Raw genomic sequence first — 15920 nt, 5'->3', positions numbered from 1 at the left:
GCCCAGCGCATCGTGAGGGTTTCAAAAGCGGCCGATGCTCTCGGCCGCTTTTTGCTATCCGGCGACATGCCGATTGCTTGCCTGCTTTCGCTTGACCCCTGTCGCCCGCGCGGCGACAACCCAGCCGCCTTTTGTCCCGCGGAGATTTTGCCCGTGTCCGACCTCGCCTCGCTCGAAACCTCGATCCTCGACCAGATCGCCGCCGCCGGCGATGAAGCCGCGCTGGAAACCGTCCGCGTCGCAGCGCTCGGCAAGAAGGGCTCGATCTCGGCGCTGCTGGCGACGCTCGGCAAGATGTCGCCGGACGAGCGCAAGACGCAGGGCGCGGCCATCAACCTCGCCAAGGACAAGGTCACGCAGGCGCTGACCGCGCGCCGCGAGGTGCTCAGGGCCGCGGCGCTCGATGCTCGCCTCGCCGCCGAGACCATCGACGTCACGCTGCCGCTGCAGGACACGCCGGCCGACACCGGTCGCATCCATCCGCTCAGCCAGGTGATGGACGAGCTGACCACGATCTTCGCCGACATGGGCTTCTCGATCGCGGAAGGCCCCGATGTCGAGACCGACGACTACAACTTCACCAAGCTGAACTTCCCGGAAGGCCATCCGGCGCGGGAGATGCACGACACCTTCTTCTTCAACCCTAAGCCTGACGGCTCGCGCATGCTGCTGCGGACCCACACCTCGCCGGTGCAGGTGCGGACGATGCTGAGCCAGAAGCCGCCTATCCGCGTGATCTGTCCGGGCCGCACCTACCGCATCGATTCGGACGCGACGCACACGCCGCAATTCCACCAGGTCGAGGGCCTCGTCATCGACAAGGGCTCGCATCTCGGCCACCTCAAATGGATCCTGCACGAATTCTGCAAGGCGTTCTTCGAGGTCGACCACATCAACATGAAGTTCCGGCCGTCGTTCTTCCCGTTCACCGAGCCGTCGCTCGAGGTCGACATCCAGTGCCGCCGCGACAAGGGCGAGATCCGCTTCGGCGAGGGCGAGGACTGGCTGGAGATTCTCGGCTGCGGCATGGTGCATCCGAACGTGCTGCGCGCCTGCGGCATTGATCCCGACGAGTACCAGGGTTTCGCCTGGGGCATGGGCATCGACCGCATCGCGATGCTGAAATACGGCATGAGCGATTTGCGCCAGCTGTTCGAAGGCGACGTCCGCTGGCTGTCGCATTACGGCTTCAAGCCGCTGGAGGTGCCGACGCTGGCCGGGGGATTGAGCACGTGACGATTGTCGGCCCCAATGTTTCCCAGCAAACGCTAGGACTCCCTCTCCCGCTTGCGGGGGAGGGCTGGGATCTGCGCGCTCTTACTTCGACAACCATCGGTCTCTCCGTTCCCTCCCCCCTTGTGGGGGAGGGTCAGGGAGGGGGGTAGCCCAGGATGCCGCACGCCGTTGTCAGCAACCGCCAGCGCAACCGAGCGAAGCAACTTCGCCAGGCGATGACGCGCGCCGAGACGCTGCTGTGGCGCTACATCAAGGCCGACCGAATTGACGGCGCCAGCTTTCGCCGCCAGGTGCCATTTCGCAACTACATCGCAGACTTCGCCTGCTTCTCGGCCAAGCTCGTGATCGAGCTCGATGGCGAGTCGCACGATTTCACCGAACGGCAGGCAAGAGACGCCGTGCGTGACGCCTTCTTCGCAGCCGAAGGCTTCGAGGTCCTCCGCTTCACTAATGAGCAGGTGACCTCGAATCTGGAAGGTGTTGTTGCGGCAATCCGCCAAGCCATTGCCGACCGCGCCCGCGGCTTACCCCCCTCCCCACCCCTCCCCCACAAGGGGGGAGGGAGCGGAGAGAGCGTCGCAAGCGACCAAGACAGCGAACACGACCACACTCACGATACAAACACCAGCAAGATCCGAGGCATGCAGCCATGAAATTCACGCTGTCCTGGCTGAAGGACCATCTCGACACCGATGAGTCGGTCGAGACAATCGCCGACAAGCTCACGATGATCGGCCTCGAGGTCGAGCATCTCGAGGACAAGGCGAAGCTGCTCGCGCCGTATAGGATTGCGCGCGTCGTCTCCGCCGAGCAGCACCCGAACGCCGACCGGCTGCGCGTCTGCATGGTCGACACCGGTGACGGTGGCGCGCCGGTGCAGGTGGTCTGCGGCGCGCCGAATGCGCGCGCGGGGCTGGTGTCGGTGTTCTCGCCGCCCGGCACCTACATCCCCGGCAAGAACATCACGCTCTCGGTCGGCACGATCAGAGGTGTCGAGAGCCGCGGCATGCTGTGCTCGGCGGCCGAGCTCGAGATCTCCGACGATCACGACGGCATCATGGAGCTGCCGGCGGATGCGCCGATCGGCACCCCCTATGCCGAATGGGCCGGGCTCGGCGATCCCCAGTTCGAGATCAATCTGACGCCGAACCGCCAGGACTGCACCGGCGTGCACGGCATCGCACGCGACCTCGCTGCCGCCGACATGGGTAAGCTGAAAGACCCCGGCATCAAGCCGATGAAGGGCGAATTCCCCTGTCCCGTGAAAGTCGTGCTCGAAGACGAGAAGCTGTGTCCCGGCTTCGCGCTGCGGCTGGTGCGCGGCGTCAAGAACGGCCCGTCGCCGAAATGGCTGCAGCAGCGCCTGACCTCGATCGGCCTGCGCCCGATCAGCGCGCTCGTCGACATCACCAACTACATGACATTCGACCGCGCGCGTCCGCTGCACGTGTTCGATGCCAAGAAGGTCAAGGGCAACCTGGTCGTCCGCCGCGCCCGCGACGGTGAGACGCTGCTGGCGCTGGACGGCCGTACCTACACGCTCGACGATTCGATGTGCGTCATCGGCGATGACGCCGCTGTCGAATCGCTCGCCGGCATCATGGGCGGCGAGGCGTCGGGCTGCGATGAAGACACCACCGACGTGCTGATCGAATCGGCGCTGTGGAACGAGATCAACATCGCCCAGACCGGCCGCAAGCTCGGCATCAACTCCGATGCGCGCTACCGCTTCGAGCGCGGCGTCGATCCGGCCTTCATGGTGCCGGGCCTGGAGATGGCGACCAGGCTGGTGCTCGACCTGTGCGGCGGCACGCCATCGGAAACCCTCGTCGTCGGCAATCCCTTCGGCGATGACCGCATCGTCGACTTCCCGCTCACCGAGGTGAAGCGGCTGGCGGGCATCGAGGTGCCACTGACCGAGATGCGGCGGATCCTGACGAATCTCGGCTTCGTGGTCGCAGGCAATGGCCCGGTCGTGAAGGTCGCGGTGCCCTCCTGGCGCAGCGACGTCCACGGCAAGGCTGACATCGTCGAGGAAATCGTGCGCATCGTCGGCGTCGACAAGGTGCCGATGACGCCGTTCGAGCGCGGCGATGCGCCGCGCAAGCCGGTTCTGACGCCGCTGCAATTGCGCACGCGGCGCGCCAAGCGCGCGTTGGCGGCACGCGGCATGGTCGAAGCCGTGACGTGGTCATTCATCTCGAAGCCGGCCGCCGAATTGTTCGGCGGCGGCAAGGCCGAACTCGCACTCGCCAATCCGATCGCAGCCGATCTATCGGACATGCGCCCGAGCCTGTTGCCGGGCCTGATCGCGACTGTGCAGGCCAACGCCGATCGCGGCTTCGGCGATGCGGCGATCTTCGAGGTCGGGCAGGTCTTCAAGGGCGACGGCCCCACGGATCAGTTCGTGGCCGCGAGCGGCATCCGCCGTGGCATCGCCTCGGCGAAGGGACTCGGCCGGCATTGGACGGGATCGCAGCCGGCCAGTGCCTACGACGCCAAGGCCGATGCGCTCGCCGTGCTGGCGGCGGCCGGCGCGCCGATGGCGTCGCTGCAGATCGTTGCCGGCGGTCCGGCCTGGATGCATCCGGGTCGCTCCGGCACCATCCAGATGGGACCGCAGAACGTGCTCGGGCATTTCGGCGAGCTGCATCCGCGCACGCTGGAGGCCCTGAAGGTCGACGGCCCGCTCGTCGCTTTCGAGGTCATCCTCGATCGCATTCCGGCCGCCAAGGCGAAGCCGACCCGCGCCAAGCCGGTGCTCGAGCTCTCGGCATTCCAGCCGGTGTCGCGCGACTTCGCCTTCATCGTCGATCGCAAGGTCAAGGCCGGCGACATCGTGCGCGCCGCGCAGGGCGTCGACAAGAAGCTGATCACGGATGTTACCGTGTTCGACGTCTACGAGGGCAAGGGCATCGAGGACGGCAAGAAGTCGGTCGCGATCGCCGTGACCCTGCAGCCACGCGACAAGACCATGACCGACGAGGAGATCGACGCCGTCGCGGCGAAGATCACCGCTGACGTCGCCAAGAAGACCGGCGGCACGTTGCGCGGATGAGCCTGTCCGGGCTCATCCCTGCCGACCTCAGCCTGTTCGCGACGGTCGCACTGGCGATCACAGCTTTTATTGCTGCGACCGCGCGCGGGTTCTCCGGCTTCGGCTCGGCGCTGATCTTCATGCCGCTCGCGAGCAGCTTTGCGACGCCCCGTCTGGTCGCGCCGCTGCTGCTGGTGATCGATTTCGTCTCGATGGCCCCGATGGTGGCGCCAGCCTGGCGCGAGGCCGACCGCAGGGCCACCGCGGTGATCGTTGCGGGCGCGTTGGTCGGCGTGCCCGTGGGCACCTATTTCCTCAGCCGGCTGGACCCGGTCACCGTCCGCTGGATCATCACCGGTTTCGTGCTCGCGCTGCTTGCGCTGCTGCTGTCCGGCTGGCGCTATCGCGGCAGGGAGTACACCGCACTGTCGGTCGCTGTCGGCTGTATCTCGGGATTTTGCAGCGGACTGGCGCAGACCGGGGGCCCGCCGATCGTCGGCTACTGGCTGGGACGCCCGATCCCGCCGAAGATCGCGCGAGCGAACATCGTGCTGTTCTTCGGCGCATCGGACTTCTTCGCGATGGTGAGCTACGCAATGAGCGGGCTGATCTCCTGGGATTCGCTGAAGCTCTCGCTGCTGATCGGGCCGGTCTACGCGCTTGGCGTTGCGTTCGGCGCTTCGCTGTTCGGCCGCGCCAGCGAGCAGGTGTTCCGCGCCATCTGCTATGTGCTGATCGCAATTGCCGTCATCGCCGGCCTGCCGGCCCTCGACGGCGTGCTCGGGCGAGGCTAGCCTCCCCGCAACGAGACCGACCGGGAGGACACCATGATCAATCGCCGCACGATGTTGTCGCTCGCGCTGGGCACGGCCGGAGCTGTCGCAGCGCGCTCGGTGTTCGCGCAAGGCGCCAAGACCGGCACGCGGATCGTCTTCCTCGGCACCAAGGGCGGCCCACGCGTCGGCGTGGGCGCTTCGAATCCGGCCAATCTCGTCGTCGTCAACGGCACGCCGTTCGTGATCGATTGCGGCATGGGCGTCAGCCGTCAGCTCGTCAATGCGGGCGTTCCGATCCCGTCGGTCAAGTACATCCTGATCAGCCATCACCATTCCGATCACAATCTCGAATACGGCAACCTGTTCTACAACGCCTGGGCCGCAGGATTGTCGACGCCGATCCAGTCGTTCGGACCGAAGGGCCTGGAGGCGATGATCAGGAGTTTCTGGGAAACCAACAAGTTCGACGTCGACACCCGCATCGCAGATGAAGGCAGGCCCGATCCTCGGCCGCTCCTGGTCGCGAAGGACATCGACGCGGACGGCGTCGTGCTGAAGACGGCGGATGTGACGGTGACCGCGTTCCGCACGCCGCATCCGCCGATCACCGACAACTTCGCCTACAAGTTCGAGACCCCGAACGGCACGATCGTGTTCTCGAGCGACACCGCCTACAATCCGAAGCTCGCCGAGTTCGCCAGGGGCGCCGACGTGCTGGTGCACGAATGCCTATATGTGCCGGCGGTCGATCGCTTGGTCGCGAAAACGAAGAACGGCTCGACGCTGAAGAAGCACCTGCTCGACAGCCACACGACGACCGAGGACGTCGGGCGTATCGCTGCGGCGGCAGGCGTGAAGGTGCTGGCGCTCAGCCACTTCGTGCCCGGTGATGATCCGGAGGTCACCGACGACGACTGGACGCGCGACGTGAAGAAGAACTACACGGGCCGGATCATCGTGGCGAAGGATTTGATGGAGCTGAAGCTGCCGGTGTAGCCCGCGTAGGGTGGGCAAAGCGGCCGCCGCAAGGCGGCAGCGTGCCCACCATCCACCCGCGAACTCATCAGCAAAATGGTGGGCACAGCGCCGCGACGATTTTCGAATGTGGTGATAGCACGGCTGCGCCTTTGCCCACCCTACGGCCCTACTTCAATCCTCCGGCGAGGCCGAGCGCACCTTGCCGCGGCGGCGCGGCCGTTGCCGCTCACTGCTCGGCTCCGGCTCGGGATCCTTCAGCGCGCCGATCCGCCGCAGCGCGGCTTCGGCGGCACGTTCGCCGGAGTCCCAGGCGCCGTCGACCGTGCCCCACAGCGTTTCGTGCGTCGCCTCGCCCGCCAGGAACAGCGGACCGAGGGGTTCGCCGAGGATCTTGCGCGCCCCCTGGCTGCCGGGCGTGGCCGCCGACATCGCGCCGAGCACGCCCGGCGCCTGGTTCCAGCGCGTGGCTGCGGACGACTTCACCGCCGCGGCGGCCTCGCTTCCAAACAGCTTGCCGATCCACTCCCTCGCGAAGTCGACCATCGCCGCCTCGCCCTGCGCTGAGAGTTCGCGGCCGAAGGCGCCGGCAACATCGACGGCGCAGAGCGACGATCCGCCGATATTGGCCAGCAACAGACCCGTGCGGTTGGAATTGCTCTGCTCGATGATGACCTCGTCCCGCGACAGGCCGAGCGGATTGCCCGCCAGCATCAGCGCAATGTGATCGTAGCTGCCGAGGCTGAGCTTGGCGGCGGCGTCGAGCTGCCGCTTGGGCAGCTCGGGGGCGAACTTGATGGCGCCTGATGTCAGCACGTTGGTCGACACCGTGAGGATGACGGCGCGCGCCGCGATCCGCCCCGCCGGCGTTTCCACCGCGACGTCGCGGTTGGCCCACAGGACGCGCGTTGCTGGAGTCGACAGCGACAACGGCAACGCTTCGCCGAGCCTGGCGATGAACGTGCCCAGCCCCTGGCGGCAGGCCAGCGGCGCGCTGCGATCCTGCGCACGCGCCTTGTCCATCGCGGAGAGATCGGCGAGATCCTTCCCGGTCGCGCTGGCGCCGAGCACGAAGGCGGTGGTGCTGGTCCAGTCGCCCAGATCCTTCGGCAGCGCCGCGGCGCAGGAGGTGTCGAGCTTGCCGCGCGCCGCCTCGTCGATGGCGCGATTGGCGCGCACCAGCCCCGCCAGGAACTGCTCGGTCTCACCGGGCCGCGCATTGCGCCGACCGACCCGTATCTTCTGCCCGACGGGGGCCGCGACGAGATCGAGCCCGAGACCCCGCGCGAGCCTGCTGATGGGATTGCCGTCGGCGTCGAGCAGCCAGCGGGCGCCGCGATCGAACGGCACGCCGAAGGTGGCAGTATCCGTGCTGCAACGGCCGCCGGGCTGCGGCGCGGCCTCCAGCACCACGACCTTGCGGTTGGCCGCGACGATCCGACGGGCCGCGGCGATTCCCGCCGCTCCCGCCCCGATCACGACAATGTCAGCCTCGCGTGGAACAGCCGCCTGCGCGGCGCGGCCGGCAATAGGCAGCGCGGCCAGCGCCGCGGAAGCGGAGAGGAAGCCGCGGCGCGTGACATTCATGACATGGTTTCCGAAAGCTTTTGAATCAAACGAATACCCGCCGAATTTGCCGCATCTGCCGCGCTGCGGCAACCGGGATGGTAAACGTGATACCGTGCAGAACGCATCGACTATGAACCAAATTGCAACCGCAATCGACCATCATGGAAAGGGAAAAAGCCGGCGACCGGCCAAGGTCGCCCGGGGAGCGTTATGGGTATCGTGCTCGATCACATCGGCAAGCTGATTGCCGCCTATCTCCAGAAGGAGATCCCGGGCTATGAGCCGTTCACGCCGAGCGATCCGGACTATCTGCGCAAGGATGTCCAGCCCGGCGACGTGCTGCTCGTCGAGGGCAACAGCCGTATTTCCGGCATCATCAAATACCTCACGCAGTCGACCTGGTCGCATGCCGCGCTCTATGTCGGACCGATCGACGGCGCCGTCGAGCCCGATGGGGAGCCGCACGTGCTGGTCGAGGCCTATGTCGGCGATGGCGTGATCTCGGCGCCGCTGTCGAAATATTTCGCCTATCACACCCGTGTCTGCCGGCCGGTCGGACTAACGTATGAGGACCGGCACACGGTGTGCCGCTACGCCATCAATCGCATCGGCTTCGGCTACGACACCAAGAACATCATCGACCTGATGCGCTATCTGATCCCGATGCCGATTCCGCAACGCTGGCGGCGGCGCATGATCGCGCTGGGCTCGGGCGATCCGACCAAGATGATCTGCTCGGCGCTGATCGCGCAGGCGTTCGATGCGGTGCGCTATCCGATCCTGCCGAAGATCACGCGGGCGCCATCGCGGCGCGCCAAGCGCGAGATCCTGCACATCCGCGATTCGTCGCTCTACATGCCGCGCGACTTCGACATCTCGCCCTATTTCGAGATCGTCAAGCCGACCATCGTCAATGGATTCGACTACACGACGCTGCATTGGGCCGACAAGCAGAAGCCGCTCGCGGAGGTAGCGGGCGAGTTCGCCGTGTTTCCAGGAGCCATCACAGCGCCGCCGCTCGTTCCTGAGACGGCTGACGAAGAAGCGACGCAGCAGGCTGCGGCTGAGGAAGTAGTTGCGAAGCTCGGCGAGCGGCTCGTGGTCAGCGAGCATTTTCTCGTCGCCGAGCCGGTACGAAACGTCGCGCCACGTCCGACCGCACGACGCCGCAAAAAAGTGGCAGTCTGACCCGGGCTGGCCTCAGCGATCCGACCGGCTGATCACATCCATCAACTCCGCGATCTTCTGCCGTTGATCGGCCTTGTCGCCCGATGCGATGGCGTGCTCGACGCAATGGGCGACGTGGTCGCGCAGGATCTCCTCCTCGACCCGGCGCAACGCCGCCCGGACGGCCGAGATCTGGGTCACGATGTCGATGCAGTAGCGGTTGTCCTCGACCATTTTCGACAGGCCCCTGACCTGCCCTTCGATCCGGCTCAAACGTTTCTGACAGGATGTCTTGATGTCCTCGCGCATGCGGCCTATATACCCCTACAGGGTATAGGTTTCAAGAGGCGAGGCTGGGCAATGTCGGGAACCGAACACGGACATGGCGCCGCAGCGGTCAAGGCCAGCGGATGCGGCTGTGGACCACAGGCGAGCGCGGTGGAAACCGGACAAGAGACCGCGGCTGCAGAGGGATGTTGCAGTGATCGTGCCGATGCGACACCAGCCCACAACCATGGTGGCTGCTGCGGCGGCCGTGACGAGGCGCCGCCGCCGAGCGCGAAGGTGAAGGATCCCGTCTGCGGCATGTCCGTCGATCCCGCGATCTCCAAGCACCGCTTCGAACATCAGGGACAGACCTTCCATTTCTGCTCCGCGAGCTGCCGCACCAAGTTCGCCGCCGATCCCGCCAAGTATCTCGTGACGGCCGCGCCTGCAGTCGCCGCGCGGTGCTGTGGCGGTCATGACCATCACGCGCATCAGCATGACGACGCGAAGGTGATCGATCCCGTCTGCGGCATGAGCGTCGATCCCGCGACCTCGAAACATCGCTTCGAGCACGCGGGTCACACTTTCCATTTCTGCTCGGCCGGCTGCCGAACCAAATTCGCGGCTGAGCCCGACAAATATCTCGGCGAGCGCGAGCCGCCGCCGGAGATGCCGGCAGGCACGATCTACACCTGCCCGATGCATCCCGAGATCCGGCAGGAAGGCCCAGGCACTTGCCCGATCTGCGGCATGGCGCTGGAGCCCGACGTCATCAGCCTCGACGATGCGCCCAATCCCGAGCTCGCCGACATGACCAGACGATTCTGGATCGGCGCGGTGCTGGCAGCTCCCGTGGTCGTGCTGGAGATGGGCGGGCACCTCGTCGGCGGCCACGGCCTGATCGATCCCGTGCTGTCGAACTGGATCCAGTTCGCGCTGGCGACGCCGGTGGTGCTGTGGGCCGGCTGGCCGTTCTTCGTGCGCGGCTGGCAATCGGTGCAGACCCGCAATCTCAACATGTTCACCCTGATCGCGATGGGCACAGGCGTCGCCTATGTCTACAGCGTGATCGCGACCCTGGCGCCGCAGGCGTTTCCGCCGGCGTTCCGCGGCCATGGCGGCGCGGTGGCGGTGTATTTCGAGGCGGCCTCGGTCATCACCATCCTCGTCCTGCTCGGCCAGGTGCTCGAGCTGCGCGCACGCGAAGCAACGTCGGGCGCGATCAAGGCGCTGCTGCAACTGGCGCCGAAGACGGCGCGCCGGCTCGATGCCGATGGCAACGATCATGAGGTGGAGATCGCCGAGCTCGTCGTCGGCGACCGGCTGCGCGTGCGTCCCGGTGAGAAGGTGCCGGTCGACGGTGTCATCCTCGAAGGCCGCTCGTCGCTCGACGAATCGCTGGTCACCGGCGAATCGATGCCTGTCACCAAGGACGAGGGCGAGCGCGTCATCGCCGGCACGTTGAACCAGACCGGCAGCTTCGTGATGCGCGCCGACAAGGTCGGTCGCGAGACGCTGCTGTCGCAGATCGTGCAGATGGTCGCCGATGCGCAGCGCTCGCGCGCGCCGATCCAGCGCCTCGCCGACCAGGTCGCGGGCTGGTTCGTGCCGACGGTGATCGCGGCTGCCATTGCCGCCTTCGTCGCGTGGTACGCGTTCGGTCCCGAGCCGCGCTTCGCCTTCGGCCTCGTCGCCGCCGTGAGCGTGCTGATCATCGCCTGTCCCTGCGCGCTCGGCTTGGCGACGCCGATGTCGATCATGGTCGGGGTCGGCCGCGGCGCGCAGGCCGGCGTGCTGATCAAGAGCGCCGAGGCGCTGGAGCGGATGGAGAAGGTCGATACGCTGGTCGTCGACAAGACCGGCACCTTGACCGAGGGCAAGCCGAAGGTCACCGCCATCGTCACCGCTGATGGCTTCGACGAGGCGGAGGCGCTGCGGCTGGCCGCCAGCGTCGAGCGCGCCAGCGAGCATCCGCTCGCCGAGGCCATCGTCCGGCACGCCAGCGAGCGCAACCTCAAGCTCGCCGACGTCAAGAACTTCGACGCACCGACCGGCAAGGGCGCGCGCGGCGAGATCGACGGCAAGTCGGTCGTGCTCGGCAATGCCACCTATCTCGCCTCGCTCGGCATCATCACCGATACGCTGGGGGTCGAGAGCAAGCGGCTGCGCGAAGAGGGCGCGACCGTGATCACGATGGCCGTTGACGGCAAACCGGCCGCGTTGTTCGCGATTGCCGATCCGGTCAAGGCCTCGACGCCGGAGGCGCTGAAGGCGCTCGCGGCCGACGGCATCAAGGTGATCATGCTGACCGGCGACAACCGCACCACGGCCACCGCGGTCGCGCGAAAAATCGGCATCACCGAGGTCGAGGCCGAGGTGCTGCCGGACCAGAAGAGCGCCGTGGTCGCCCGGCTGCGCGCCAGCGGCAAGGTGGTCGCGATGGCCGGCGACGGCGTCAACGACGCACCGGCGCTCGCCGCGGCCGATGTCGGCATCGCGATGGGCACCGGCACCGACGTGGCGATGGAGAGCGCCGGCGTCACGCTGCTGCAGGGCGATCTCGGCGGCATCGCGCGGGCGCGAAAACTGTCGGCGGCGACGATGCGCAACATCCGCCAGAACCTGTTCTTCGCGTTCATCTACAACGCCGCGGGCATCCCGATCGCGGCCGGCATCCTCTACCCCGTGTTCGGCATCCTGCTGTCGCCGATCATCGCCGCTGCCGCGATGTCGCTGTCGTCGGTCAGCGTGGTCGGCAACGCGCTGCGGCTGCGGGCGACCGATCTTTGAGACGATGCCGGCGGACTTGCCGAAGCCCGCCGGCATGTCTACCTCTGCCGCGGGCTTTGCAGCGAGGGACTCCGCCATGATCGACGCCGCCATCAAGGCGATTTCGCAAATTCTGTCGCCACCGATGCGCTCGATCCTGTGGCGCTCGATCGGGCTGGCGCTGGTGCTGGTCACGGTGCTCGCGATCGGGCTGCAGCGGCTCCTGACCTGGCTCGCGACCGCCGGCGAGGGCTGGGCGGAAGCCATGCTCGGGCCGAACTCGCACGGCACGCTCGAGGTGCTGACCTGGATCATCTCGATCGCCGCCGGGTTCGGCGTGGTGTTCGGCGGCATCATGCTGATGCCGGCGATCACGTCGCTGATCGCGAGCCTGTTCGTCGACGACGTCGCCGACCTCGTCGAGCGCGAGCACTATCCGGCCGAGCGCCCCGGCGTCGCGCTGCCGTTCGGCGTCGCGATCGCGGAAGGCCTCAAGGCCGCCGGCCTCACCATCCTGGTCTATCTGATCGCCCTGCCCTTCGTGTTCCTGGCCGGCGCCGGCTTCGTGATCTTCTTCCTCGCCACCGCCTGGCTGCTCGGCCGCGAATATTTCGAGCTCGCCGCGATGCGCTTCCGGCCGCCGGCGGAAGCGAAGGCGATGCGGCGCGACAATGCGGTGACTGTGTTCACCGCGGGCCTGATCATCGCGGCCTTCGTCACCATCCCGATCGTGAACCTGGCGACGCCGCTGTTCGGCATGGCCTTCATGGTCCACCTGCACAAGCGCCTATCCGGACCGCGGCCCGAGCTGATCGAGCCGTCGCCGGAGCGCCGGCTGCGCAGCCTCTAGCGCCATCATCCGCGGCGACAGGCTCACGGCTTTGTTGCGCGCAAACGGGATCAGCAGGAAGCCGAGCAGCGCTATGCCTGCGAGCAGCGACCAGGCCTCGTTGACGCACAGCGCCAGCGAGGCCTTCTCCACCAGCGGCCGGACATAGGCGATCGCCTGCTCCTCCGAGACGCCGCGCGGCCGGTTGCGCAGCAGCTCCGGCGCCAGCCCGATCGCCTTGGCCGCCGCGGTGTCGCCGGCCAGCAGGCGGTCGCGGAACGCCTGCGCATGCATGGCGACGCGGCCGTAGATGATGGTGTCGATCAGCGCGATGCCGATGGCGCCGCCGAGATTGCGCATCAAATTGAACAGCCCGCTGGCATCGGCGACCTCGGCCTGCGGCAGGTCGCCGAGCGCGATCCGTGTCGGCGGCAGCAGGCAGAACATGATGCCGACGCCGCGCACCACCTGCGGCCAGAACATCTCCTGATAGTCTGCGGTCGGCGGCTGGAACGCGCTCGCGGCAAGCCCCGCGCCGAACAGCACGAAGCCGAACGCCGTCAGCAGACGCGCATCGACCTTGCCGTCCAGCGCCGTCACCAGCGGGGCCGCAATCAGTTGCGCCACGCCGGTCACCAGCATGATCTTGCCGATCTCGAACGCATCGTGGCCGCGCACGAAGGCGAGGAACACCGGCATCAGATAGACCGAGCCGAACAGCCCGATGCCCAGGCAGAAGCTCGACAGGCAGCCGAGTGTGAACGACCGCCGCTGGAAGCTGCCGAGCCGCAGGATCGGATACGGCGAGGCGAGCAGGCGCTGGATCAGCAAGGTGAGGCACGACGCGCTCAGCACCAGGAACGCAATGCAGTTCGACGACAGCCAGCCGCCCTTCGGGGCCTCCTTCAGCCCGAGCTCGAGGCTGGCCAGGGACACCGCGAGCAGCAGCAGCGCGAACAGGTCGAGCTTGTCGAGCTCCGCGAGATCCATACGCTGTTTCGGCAGCAGGCCAGGCGTCACCAGCGCGGCAATGACACCCGGCACGATGTTGATGAGGAACAGCCAGGGCCACGACCAGGTGTTGGTGATGAAGCCGCCGACCACGGGCCCGATGGTCGGCGCGAGCACCGCGACGACGCCGCCGATGGTGGTCGCGACCGCGTGCAGGCGCGGCGGAAACAGCAGGAAGACGGCGGAGAACACCACGGGGATCAACAGACCGCCGAAGAAGCCCTGCAGCACGCGGAACGCCAGCAGCGTGTGAAAATCGCCGCTGAACGCGCAGCCGAGCGAGGCGGCGGTGAAGATGCCGACGGCGCCCGTGAACAGCCAGCGCAAGGTGAACACGCGCGTGAGCAGGCCGGTGAGCGGAATAGCGATGATCTCGGCGATCAGATACGCCGTCTGGATCCAGCTCATCGCCTCGGGCGTGATGCCGAGCGCCTCCTGGATGGTCGGCAGCGACGTCGCCACCACCTGGATGTCCAGGATCGCCATGAACATGCCGACGCACATCAGGATGAAGCCGAGCCAGGTGGCGAGGCTCGGACGATCCTGCGGCGCGGCCGACGCGCTCATGCGGTCTGGCCGCCGCCGATGCCGGTGAGTGCTTCGGATTCGGCGCGGATGCGGATGAACAGCACCGCCGCATTCAGGCCGGAGAAGATCAGCGCGATCAGCGGCAGATGCAGCGCCAGCGGCAGCAGCGCGATCTCGGCGGCGACCACCAGGTAGTTCGGATGCGAGATGTAGCGATAGGGACCATCGGTCACCAAGGGCGCACCGGGCAGGATGATGATGCGCGTGGTCCAGCGCGGACCAAGCGTCGCGAGCACCCACCAGCGCAGGCCCTGCAGAGCCACGAAGCCCGACAGCAGCCACGGATCGACCTCCTGGTCGGCGCCGAGCAGCCACAGCGACACCAGCCAGGCCGCGTGCATCGAGATCATCAGCGGATAATGGTCTGCGCCGACCTCGACCGCGCCCATGGCGCGCAGACGCTTGGTGTTGTGGCGGGCGAGCACGAGCTCGCCGAGCCGCTGCATGGTGACGAGGGCGAGGACGAAGGCGGCGAAGGTCATGCGGCGTGCCTCAATGAAACGCAGCTTGCGGTGAAACCGGGCCCGAGCGCCGTCAGCACCGAGCGCGGCGGCAGTCCGCGGGCGCGCGCGCGCTCCAGCACGAACAGCACCGTCGGCGCCGACATGTTGCCGTAGTCGGCGATGATCTCGCGCTCATGGTCGAGCGTGCCCTGGCCGATCGACAGCGCGCGCTCCAGCGCCGTGATCACCTTGGCGCCGCCGGGATGGCAGACGAAGCGGTCGACGTCGCCGGGCGACAGCTTCATGTTGCCGAGGATCTCGTTGACCGCGGGGCCCATGTTCTCGGTGACGAAGTCCGGAATCGTGCGCTGGAAGATCACGCCAAAACCTTCGGGATCGACGCTCCAGCCCATGATATCAAGCGTATCCGGCCACAGCTTCTCGCCGGTCGCCTCGACGCGCGTCTGGCCGCCATCGCCGGCGCGCAGGATCGCGGCCGCCGCGCCGTCGCCGAACAGGCTGAGCGCGACGATGTTGGCCTTGCTCAGCTCGTCGTGGCGCACCGCGAGCGTGCACAATTCGAAGGTCACGAACAGCACATTGGTGCCGGGCCGCGCCTGCGCCAGCCGCGCGGCGATCGACAGGCCGGAGACGCCGCCGGCGCAGCCGAGCCCGAACACCGGCACGCGCGAGACGTCAGAGCGGAAGCCGATGCGGCCGGCGACGCGCGCTTCCAAGGTCGGCGTCGCGATGCCGGTCGAGCTCACGCTGACGATGGTGTCGATCTCGGCAGCCGTGAGATCGGCCTGCGCCAGCGCCTTGTTCGTCGCGTCGACGAACAGTGCCTCGGCGCCTTCGAGATAGGCTTGCGTGCGCTCCGGCCAGCCGCGCCGCTCCATGTACCATTCGATCGGCTTGACGCCGTAGCGCTGGCGGATGCCGGTGTTGGCGAACAGGCTCGCCATCGTATCGAACTGCGGAAAGCGCGGCGACAGCACCACGCGCGCCGCCTCCATCACCTCGTTCTGGCGGAACTGATGCGGTGGCACCGAGGTCGCGAGCGACACGAGTGCGGCAGTGTTGTCCATGCGGCTGATCCTTCAACGTCCCGGCGCAGAAGGGTCCGAGAACGCGGGAACTAACACGCGCCACTCACATCGCCCCGGATTACGGCTGTCATCTTATGTCCAATGCGGGCGGCGATGTGGCCCGGCCATGGTGAGACGGCGTCGCGCCGTGACACAATAGTGACT

13 protein-coding genes are annotated in these 15920 nt (G+C 67.1%); 8 read left to right on the top strand and 5 right to left on the bottom strand.

The features are described from left to right. Positions 1–153: 153 nt before the first annotated feature. The 5 genes from pheS (at position 154) to ACQR1H_RS20430 (ending at position 6045) form a co-directional block, all read left to right on the top strand. The gene (pheS, locus tag ACQR1H_RS20450; protein ID WP_434887933.1) at positions 154–1236 is read left to right on the top strand and encodes a phenylalanine--tRNA ligase subunit alpha; all 1083 of its coding nucleotides are present in this window, start codon (positions 154–156) and stop codon (positions 1234–1236) included. Between the two features lie 155 nt (positions 1237–1391). Further along, on the top strand, positions 1392–1889 hold the full coding sequence (locus tag ACQR1H_RS20445; protein ID WP_434908106.1) for an endonuclease domain-containing protein: 498 nt from the start codon (positions 1392–1394) through the stop codon (positions 1887–1889). Further along, on the top strand, positions 1886–4294 hold the full coding sequence (gene pheT / locus ACQR1H_RS20440; protein ID WP_434908105.1) for a phenylalanine--tRNA ligase subunit beta: 2409 nt from the start codon (positions 1886–1888) through the stop codon (positions 4292–4294). The genes ACQR1H_RS20445 and pheT overlap by 4 nt, the downstream gene beginning before the upstream one ends. Continuing rightward, the gene (locus ACQR1H_RS20435; RefSeq protein WP_315805630.1) at positions 4291–5067 is read left to right on the top strand and encodes a sulfite exporter TauE/SafE family protein; all 777 of its coding nucleotides are present in this window, start codon (positions 4291–4293) and stop codon (positions 5065–5067) included. The genes pheT and ACQR1H_RS20435 overlap by 4 nt, the downstream gene beginning before the upstream one ends. Before the next feature lie 33 nt (positions 5068–5100). Further along, on the top strand, positions 5101–6045 hold the full coding sequence (locus tag ACQR1H_RS20430; protein WP_434908104.1) for an MBL fold metallo-hydrolase: 945 nt from the start codon (positions 5101–5103) through the stop codon (positions 6043–6045). Between the two features lie 153 nt (positions 6046–6198). Here the strand turns inward: ACQR1H_RS20430 and ACQR1H_RS20425 are convergent, their stop codons facing one another. After that, positions 6199–7611, bottom strand: coding sequence for a flavin monoamine oxidase family protein (locus tag ACQR1H_RS20425; RefSeq protein WP_434908103.1), 1413 nt, complete (start codon positions 7609–7611; stop codon positions 6199–6201). 192 nt (positions 7612–7803) lie between these two features. Between ACQR1H_RS20425 and ACQR1H_RS20420 the strand changes: the two genes are divergently transcribed. Beyond that, positions 7804–8781: a YiiX/YebB-like N1pC/P60 family cysteine hydrolase gene (locus ACQR1H_RS20420; protein WP_316183007.1), complete on the top strand. Its 978-nt coding sequence runs from the start codon at positions 7804–7806 to the stop codon at positions 8779–8781. A 12-nt stretch (positions 8782–8793) separates the two neighbouring features. On the opposite strand, the gene ACQR1H_RS20415 is transcribed toward ACQR1H_RS20420, so the two are convergent. Then, positions 8794–9069, bottom strand: a complete 276-nt coding sequence (locus ACQR1H_RS20415; RefSeq protein ID WP_315805626.1) for a metal-sensitive transcriptional regulator — start codon at positions 9067–9069, stop codon at positions 8794–8796. A 255-nt stretch (positions 9070–9324) separates the two neighbouring features. On the opposite strand from ACQR1H_RS20415, the gene ACQR1H_RS20410 reads away from it, so the two are divergent. Beyond that, entirely contained in the window at positions 9325–11817 is a 2493-nt protein-coding gene (locus ACQR1H_RS20410) for a heavy metal translocating P-type ATPase (protein ID WP_434908102.1), read from the top strand. A 76-nt stretch (positions 11818–11893) separates the two neighbouring features. Continuing rightward, a complete protein-coding gene (locus ACQR1H_RS20405) occupies positions 11894–12646 on the top strand; it encodes a sulfate transporter family protein (RefSeq protein ID WP_316183009.1) in 753 nt (250 codons plus the stop codon). Here the strand turns inward: ACQR1H_RS20405 and ACQR1H_RS20400 are convergent. From ACQR1H_RS20400 to ACQR1H_RS20390, 3 genes are read right to left on the bottom strand one after another with little or no spacing between them, the layout of a single operon-like run. After that, complete coding sequence (locus tag ACQR1H_RS20400) at positions 12584–14203, bottom strand: DHA2 family efflux MFS transporter permease subunit (RefSeq protein ID WP_434874512.1); 1620 nt, start codon at positions 14201–14203, stop codon at positions 12584–12586. The genes ACQR1H_RS20405 and ACQR1H_RS20400 overlap by 63 nt on opposite strands. After that, entirely contained in the window at positions 14200–14706 is a 507-nt protein-coding gene (locus tag ACQR1H_RS20395) for an isoprenylcysteine carboxyl methyltransferase family protein (RefSeq protein ID WP_315805622.1), read from the bottom strand. Before ACQR1H_RS20395 ends, ACQR1H_RS20400 begins: the two co-directional genes overlap by 4 nt. Then, on the bottom strand, positions 14703–15755 hold the full coding sequence (locus tag ACQR1H_RS20390; RefSeq protein WP_434874511.1) for a type III polyketide synthase: 1053 nt from the start codon (positions 15753–15755) through the stop codon (positions 14703–14705). The genes ACQR1H_RS20395 and ACQR1H_RS20390 overlap by 4 nt, the downstream gene beginning before the upstream one ends. Between the last annotated feature and the right edge of the window lie 165 nt (positions 15756–15920).

Origin of the sequence: Bradyrhizobium sp. HKCCYLRH2015 (assembly GCF_051168215.1) — a bacterium.
Taxonomy (GTDB): domain Bacteria; phylum Pseudomonadota; class Alphaproteobacteria; order Rhizobiales; family Xanthobacteraceae; genus Bradyrhizobium.
Note: the sequence above shows the minus strand (reverse complement) of the source record. Positions and strands in the feature narration are given on the sequence as shown.